Here is a 6,722-nt window from a genome sequence, read left to right as displayed (position 1 = left end):
GCCGGTCGCGCACCAGCGCCAGCCGGCCGCGGCGCCGGGTGCGCAGGTGCCCGCGTGAGCGCCCCGCGCCGCGGCCGGCTGGCGCTGGTGCGCGACCGGCTGCGCGCCGTCGCGGGGCCGCTGGCCGCGCCGAGCTACGAGGTCATCGCCCGCGAGGCCAGCGACGAGGTCCTCGTCACCACCCCCGACGGGACCATCACCTTCGCCTCGCCCTCCTTCGGCTCCCGCTGGGGGCTGGACCGCCGCCGGCTGCTCGGCGCGGACGCCCTCTCCTGGGTGCTGCCGCAGGACGTGCCCGCCGTGCGCGCCCGGCTGGCCGCGGTCGTGCGCGGTCAGGGCCCCGTCGAGGGCGAGCACCGCTTCGTCGTGCGCGCCACCGGGGAGGTGCGCTGGTCGCACGCGCGCCTCAGCGACGCCCTGCGCGTGCCCGGGGTGCGCGGCGTCGTCTGGAACTGCCGCGACGTCACCGAGCTGCGCCGCACCACCGAGGCCCTGCGCCACGCCGCCACCCACGACACCCTCACCGGCCTGGGCAACCGGCGCGAGCTGCTGCGCCACGTCGCCGAGGCCGCGCCCGGCGCCGCCGCGCTGGGCGTGGTCCTGCTCAACCTCGACGGGCTGAAGGCCGTCAACGACCGGCACGGGCACTCCGGCGGGGACGCCGTCGTGCGCGCCGTGGCCGACCGCCTCGCCGAGCTCGTGGGCGAGGAGGGCCTGCTCACCCGCCTCGACGGCGACGAGTTCGCCGTCCTGCTGCGCGGGCGGGCGCGGCCGGTGGCCGCCGCGGCGGCGGTGCTGGCCGAGCGGGCGCTGGAGCGGGTGCGCCGGCCGGTGCTCGTGGAGGGCCGCGCCGTCGTCGTGACCGCCAGCGCCGGCACCGCCGTCTGCGAGGACCCCGCCGGCGTCGAGGACCCCGCCCGCCGGCTGTTCCGGCAGGCCGACGTGGCCCTGACCGCCGCCAAGGCGGCCGGTGGCGACGTGGGCGTGGCGTTCTCCCAGCGGCTGCTCGACGCCGCCCACGAGCGCGCCGAGCTGGCCGCCGACCTGCGCGCGGCGCTGGCCGGGGGCGGGGTGGAGGTCGCCTACCAGCCGCTGGTGGACCTGGCCGACGGGCGGACCGTGGGCTTCGAGGCCCTCGCCCGCTGGCGCCACCCCGACCGCGGCCCGGTGCCGCCCTCGGTGTTCGTGCCGATCGCCGAGGAGAGCGACCTCGTGCTCGACCTCGGCGCGCACGTGCTGACCAGCGCGCTGGCCCAGCTGCGCCGCTGGCGCGAGGGGACCGGCCGCGAGGACCTCGAGGTCAGCGTCAACCTCTCCAGCCGCCACCTCGTGCAGCCGGGGCTGGTCGAGCAGGTGCGCCGGGCGCTGCAGGAGGCCGGCGTGCCGGCCGCGGCGCTGTGCCTGGAGGTCACCGAGAGCGCCGCGGTGGGCGACCTGGAGGCGGCGCGCTCGGCGCTGCTGGCGCTGCGGGCGCTGGGCGTGCGGACCGCGCTGGACGACTTCGGCACCGGCTACTCCTCGCTGTCGTACCTGCGGCGGCTGCCGGTGGACGTCGTCAAGATCGACAAGTCGTTCGTCGACGACCACACCGAGCCCTCCGGGCGGGCCGTGCTGGCGGGCATCGCCTCGCTCAGCGGGGCACTGGGGCTGCTGACCGTCGTGGAGGGCATCGAGACCGAGCAGGCCCGCGAGATCGTGCGGGCCGCGGGCTGCACGTGGGGACAGGGGTACCTGTTCGCCCGGCCGATGCCGGCCGAGGCCGTCCTGGCGCACCTGCTCGGGCAGGGGGCGGGCCGGGGGGCTCAGAACCTCCGCGAGCGCACGACGACGGCGTAGTCGACGCTCGTGCCCTCGTGCTCGGCGAGGATCGCGGCGGCCTGCTGCGGGGTGAACTCGATGCGCACGACGGCCTCCAGGTCGGCGCGGGTCTCGAACTCCCAGGCGACCAGCAGGCGCTGCGCGTCCCAGCCGCGCCGGGCGAAGAAGCGGTCCACGGCGAGCGGGTCGTAGCCGGGCAGCGAGCGGGCGAACCAGCGCCCGAAGGTGGACGTGGTGGCGTCGTTGTCGACGACGAAGGCGGTGCCGCCGCGGCGCACCACGCGCTCCAGCTCGGCCAGGCCCGGCTCGCAGCCGGGCCCGAAGAAGTACGCCCACCGGGCGTGCACGACGTCGACGCTCGCGTCCGGCAGCGGCAGCGCGGCGGCCGCCCCGTGCAGCACCCGGACCCGGTCGCGGACGGCGGGCTCCAGGGCGCGCACGCGCTGCAGCGCCCGCCGCAGCAGCGGCGGGTGCGGCTCGACGCCGGTGACCGAGCGCGCCCGCAGCGCGAAGCGGGGCAGGTGGAAGCCGGTGCCGCAGCCGACGTCGAGGACGTCCCGGCCCGCCCAGTCGTGCACGGCGCGCACCGCGTCCTCGATGCGCCCGCCGCGGTCCACGGCGAGGTTCTCCAGCTCGTAGACGTCGGGGGCGTTCCACACGTTGGGGCTGGGCACCACCCCGGGCAGCTGCGTCACGGCTGCGCGCGGCGGGCCCGGTCGGCCGGGTGCACCGTCAGCGGCAGCAGCCGGCGGTGGGCCGTGCTGGGCCCGGCGGCGGTGCGGGTGCGGGCCAGCAGCGACTCGCAGTGGCGGGCGAGCTCCTCGAAGGCGGGGGAGCCGATCATCTCGCGCAGCTCGTTCTCCATGCTGCGGAACAGCGGCCGGCTGCCCACGTGGGCGGCGGGGTTGCCCGTGCAGTACCAGTCGAGGTCGTGCCCGCCCTCGCCCCAGCCGCGGCGGTCGTACTCGGCGATGCTGACCTCCAGGTAGCTGCTGCCGTCGCCGCGCTCGACGGTGCGGTAGGAGCGCTTCAGCGGCAGCTGCCAGCACACGTCGGGCTTGTACGTCAGCGGGTCCACGCCGTCCTGCAGCGCCTTCAGGTGCAGCGCGCAGCCGGCGCCGGCGGGGAAGCCGGGGCGGTTGGCGAAGACGCAGCCGCCCTCGTGCACCCGCGTCTTGCGGGCGCCGTCCTCGACCTCGGTCCAGCCGCCGCGCTCGGGGGCGCCCTCGTCGATGAACTGCCAGGTCCGCGCGTCCAGGCCGGCCACGACCCGCGCGACGCGCTCCTCGTCGGCGTCCTCGGTGAAGTGCGCGCCCAGGGTGCAGCAGCCGACGTCGGGGGCGTCGGCGTAGATGCCGGGGCAGCCGTTGCCGAAGATGCACGTGTAGTCGCTGGTCAGCCACGTCAGGTCGACGCGGTAGACGGTGTCCGCCTGCCGCCCGGGACCCGCCGCGGCGCCGTCGGCGGCGCCGGCCGCGGCCACGTCCTCGGGGTCGGGGAACTCCAGCCACAGCCGGGCGCTGTCCAGCGGGGTCTCGACGCTCACCGAGGAAGGGTACGCGGCGTGCGGGAGCGCCCCCCGCGTCCAGTACGGTCGCCGGATGCGTCTCGGCGTGCTCGACGTGGGCTCCAACACCATCCACCTCCTCGTGGTCGACGCCCACCCGGGGGCGCAGCCGCTGGCGGCCACCTCGACCCGCCGGCTGCTGCGGCTGGCCGAGCACCTCGACGCCGACGGGGCCATCGACGCCCCGGGCGTGGCGGCGCTCACCGACGCCGTGGCCGCCGCCGCCGCGGCCGCCGAGGACGCCGGCGCCGAGCAGGTGCTCGCCTTCGCCACCTCCGCCGTGCGCGAGGCCGTCAACGGCGAGCAGGTGCTCGACCACGTCGAGCGGGCCACCGGGGTGCGCCTGCAGGTGCTCTCCGGGACCGCCGAGGCCGACCTGACCTTCCTGGCCGTGCGCCGCTGGTTCGGCTGGTCGGCCGGGCGGCTGCTCGTGCTGGACATCGGCGGCGGCTCGCTGGAGGTCGCGGCGGGCCTGGACGAGGTGCCCGACGTGTCGTTCTCGCTGCCGCTGGGCGCCGGGCGCCTGACGCGCGACCGGCTGCCGGGGGACCCGCCCGCGCCCGAGGCCGTGCGCGAGGCGCGCCGCCACGTGCGCCAGCAGATCGCCTCCCGGGTGCGCGACGTCACGCGCGCGGGCACCCCCGACCGCGTCGTGGTCACGAGCAAGACCTTCCGCAGCCTGGCCCGCCTGTGCGGCGCGGCGCCCAGCGAGCAGGGGCCGGCGGTGCGCCGCGAGCTGCGGCTGGCCGACCTGGCGCCGTGGGTGCCGCGGCTGGCGGAGATGAAGGTCAAGCGCCGCTGCGAGCTGGAGGGCGTCAGCGCCGAGCGCGCGCCGCAGCTGCTGGCGGGGGCGCTCGTGGCCGAGGCCGCCTTCGAGCTGCTGGGCGTGCAGGAGGCGCTGGTGTGCCCGTGGGCGCTGCGCGAGGGCATCATCCTGCGCCGCCTCGACGCGATCGGCGCTGACGCCCGCCTGCTGGACGGTGCCGGGGCCGGGGCCCTCTAGCGTGGTCGCCGTGGACGGGCCGCGAGCGGACCCCGCGCCCCTGCGGGTCGGGCTGTCGACGACGTGCTCCTACCCGGAGTCCACGACGGCGGCGTTCGAGATCGCCGCCCGCCTGGGCTACGACGGCGTCGAGGTCCTCGTCTGGACCGACCCGGTCAGCCAGGACGGCGCCGCGCTGCGGCGCCTCGTGGAGCACTTCGCCGTGCCCGTGCTCTCGGTGCACGCCCCGACGCTGCTGCTCACCCAGCGCACGTGGGGGCGGGGGGACCCGTGGGGCAAGCTGGAGCGCTCGGCCGAGCTGGCCGCCTCGCTGAACGCCGGCACGGTCGTCGTCCACCCCCCCTTCCGCTGGCAGCGCGAGTACGCATCGGGTTTCGTGGCGGGCGTGCAGCGGCTGGAGGAGCGCACGGGCGTCGTGCTGGCGGTGGAGAACATGTTCCCCTGGCGCGCCCGCGGCCGGGAGGTCGTCGCGTACGCGCCGGGCTGGGACCCCACCGGCGTCGGCTACCGGCACCTGACGCTGGACTACTCCCACGCCGCGACGAGCGGGCAGGACTGCCTGCAGCTGACCCGCGCGTTCGGCGAGCGGCTGGCCCACGTGCACCTGTGCGACGGGTCGGGGTCGGTCAAGGACGAGCACCTGGTGCCCGGCGAGGGGTCGCAGCCGGTCGCGGCCGCGCTGGCCGAGCTGGTGCGCAGCGGTTTCGGAGGAACGGTGGTGGCTGAGGTGAACACCCGGAGGGCCCGCGGGCGGGCGGCGCGCGAGGAGCTGCTGGCCCGCACGCTGGAGTTCGCGCGCACGCACCTGGCGCCGGCGCCGGTGCCCCGGTGAGCGCGACGGGCGGCGCGCCGCGGCGCCTGGCGCTGGTGGGCGCGGGGGTCATGGGCCAGACGCTGCTGGGCGGCCTGCTGCGCGCCGGCCGCGACCCGGGCGGGGTGCTCGTCGTCGACCGGCGGGCCGGGCGCGGGCGCGAGCTGCACGAGCGCTTCGGCGTCAGCGTCGTCCCCGACGTGGCGGCGGTGGCCGCGGCGGACGTCGTCGTCCTCGCGGTCAAGCCGCAGGACCTCGGCGACCTGCTGGACTCCCTGGCCCCGCACCTGGCCCCGGGCGCCCTCGTGGTCTCGCTGGCCGCGGGCGTGACGACCGCGGCCGTGGAGGCGCGGCTGGCGCCGGGCACGGCCGTGGTGCGGGTGATGCCGAACACGCCCTCGCTGGTCGACGAGGGGATGGCCGCGCTGACGGCCGGTGCGGCGTGCGGCGAGCAGCACCTCGCCGAGGCGGAGGACCTGCTGCGCTCGTGCGGGCGCACGGTCGTGCTGGCCGAGAAGCACATGGACGCGGTGACGGCGCTGTCGGGCTCCGGCCCGGCCTACGTCTTCTACGTCGTGGAGGCCATGGTGGAGGCGGGGGTGCTGCTGGGGCTGCCGCGGGCGACGGCCACCGAGCTCGTCGTGCAGACCGTGGTGGGCGCGGGCGCGATGCTGCGCGAGACGGGGCAGCACCCCACGGTGCTGCGCGAGCAGGTGACCTCCCCGGCGGGCACGACGGCCGCGGCCCTGCGCCAGCTCGACGAGTCCGGGGTGCGGGCCGCGCTGGTGGCCGCGGTCGAGGCCGCGGCGGCCCGCTCGAAGCAGCTGTCGGGAGGCTGAGGTGGGCGAGCAGGTCCCCGGCGCGGGGCGGGACGCGGGGCAGGACGTGGAGCAGGACGTGGTGCGGGTCGTGTGGGACCCCGCCTTCAACGGCTACGACTTCGGCCGCTGGCACCCGATGGCCCCCATCCGGCTGGACCTGACGGCCCGGCTGTGCCAGCAGCTGGGGCTCTTCGAGCGCCCGGGCGTGCGCGTGGTGTCGGCCGAGCCCGCCGACGACGAGCTGCTGACGAGCGTGCACGACGAGGACTACGTGCGGGCGGTGCAGGCTGCCTCGGCGGACCCGCGCCAGGCGCAGGCGGTCTTCGGCCTGGGCACCGAGGACGACCCGGCCTTCCCGGGCATGCACGAGGCCGCGGCCCGCATCGTCGGCGGCTCGGTGGACCTGGGCCGCGCGCTGGTCGCCGGCCGCACCCTGCACGGGGTGAACTTCTGCGGCGGCATGCACCACGCCAAGCCGGGCTGCGCGAGCGGCTTCTGCGTCTACAACGACGCGGCGGCGGCGATCGTGGCGATGCTGCGCGACGGCGCGCAGCGGGTGGCCTACGTCGACCTGGACTGCCACCACGGCGACGGCACCGAGGCGGTGTTCTGGGACGACCCGAGGGTGCTGACGGTGAGCGTCCACGAGTCGGGCACGACGCTGTTCCCGGGCACCGGGTTCGCCGACGAGCTGGGGGGCGC

Annotated in this window: 7 protein-coding genes; 5 read left to right on the top strand and 2 right to left on the bottom strand. The window is 77.4% G+C overall.

Translation table 11 applies throughout. The features are described from left to right. Nucleotides 1–54 precede the first annotated feature (54 nt). On the top strand, nucleotides 55–1,836 hold the full coding sequence (locus GTQ99_RS17825) for an EAL domain-containing protein (RefSeq protein ID WP_166617067.1): 1,782 nt from the start codon (nucleotides 55–57) through the stop codon (nucleotides 1,834–1,836). Here GTQ99_RS17825 and GTQ99_RS17820 read toward each other — a convergent pair. After that, nucleotides 1,803–2,504: a class I SAM-dependent methyltransferase gene (locus GTQ99_RS17820; RefSeq protein ID WP_166617070.1), complete on the bottom strand. Its 702-nt coding sequence runs from the start codon at nucleotides 2,502–2,504 to the stop codon at nucleotides 1,803–1,805. The genes GTQ99_RS17825 and GTQ99_RS17820 overlap by 34 nt on opposite strands. Before the next feature lie 5 nt (nucleotides 2,505–2,509). Beyond that, nucleotides 2,510–3,364 (bottom strand): DUF3109 family protein, encoded by an 855-nt coding sequence (locus tag GTQ99_RS17815; protein WP_166617066.1) that lies wholly within the window; start codon nucleotides 3,362–3,364, stop codon nucleotides 2,510–2,512. A gap of 55 nt (nucleotides 3,365–3,419) precedes the next feature. Between GTQ99_RS17815 and GTQ99_RS17810 the strand changes: the two genes are divergently transcribed. The 4 genes from GTQ99_RS17810 to GTQ99_RS17795 all read left to right on the top strand — a co-directional run. Next, entirely contained in the window at nucleotides 3,420–4,388 is a 969-nt protein-coding gene (locus GTQ99_RS17810; RefSeq protein ID WP_166617065.1) for a Ppx/GppA family phosphatase, read from the top strand. A gap of 1 nt (nucleotide 4,389) precedes the next feature. Then, nucleotides 4,390–5,220, top strand: a complete 831-nt coding sequence (locus tag GTQ99_RS17805) for a sugar phosphate isomerase/epimerase family protein (RefSeq protein ID WP_420814581.1) — start codon at nucleotides 4,390–4,392, stop codon at nucleotides 5,218–5,220. A 50-nt stretch (nucleotides 5,221–5,270) separates the two neighbouring features. After that, entirely contained in the window at nucleotides 5,271–6,038 is a 768-nt protein-coding gene (gene proC / locus GTQ99_RS17800) for a pyrroline-5-carboxylate reductase (protein WP_205707724.1), read from the top strand. Nucleotide 6,039: 1 nt separating this feature from the next. Beyond that, the coding region (locus GTQ99_RS17795; protein ID WP_476702861.1) for an arginase family protein at nucleotides 6,040–6,722 on the top strand (683 nt) is incomplete at its 3' end.

It is taken from the genome of Kineococcus vitellinus (genome assembly GCF_009906315.1).
In the GTDB taxonomy this organism is placed as follows: Bacteria; Actinomycetota; Actinomycetes; order Actinomycetales; family Kineococcaceae; genus Kineococcus; species Kineococcus vitellinus.
Note: the sequence above shows the minus strand (reverse complement) of the source record. Positions and strands in the feature narration are given on the sequence as shown.

Bases quoted from the DNA above. Each gene is read 5' to 3' on its own strand.
- GTQ99_RS17810 (WP_166617065.1), top strand. From the start codon at position 3,420: ATGCGTCTCGGCGTGCTCGACGTGGGCTCCAACACCATCCACCTCCTC.
- proC (WP_205707724.1), top strand. From the start codon at position 5,271: ATGGGCCAGACGCTGCTGGGCGGCCTGCTGCGCGCCGGCCGCGACCCG.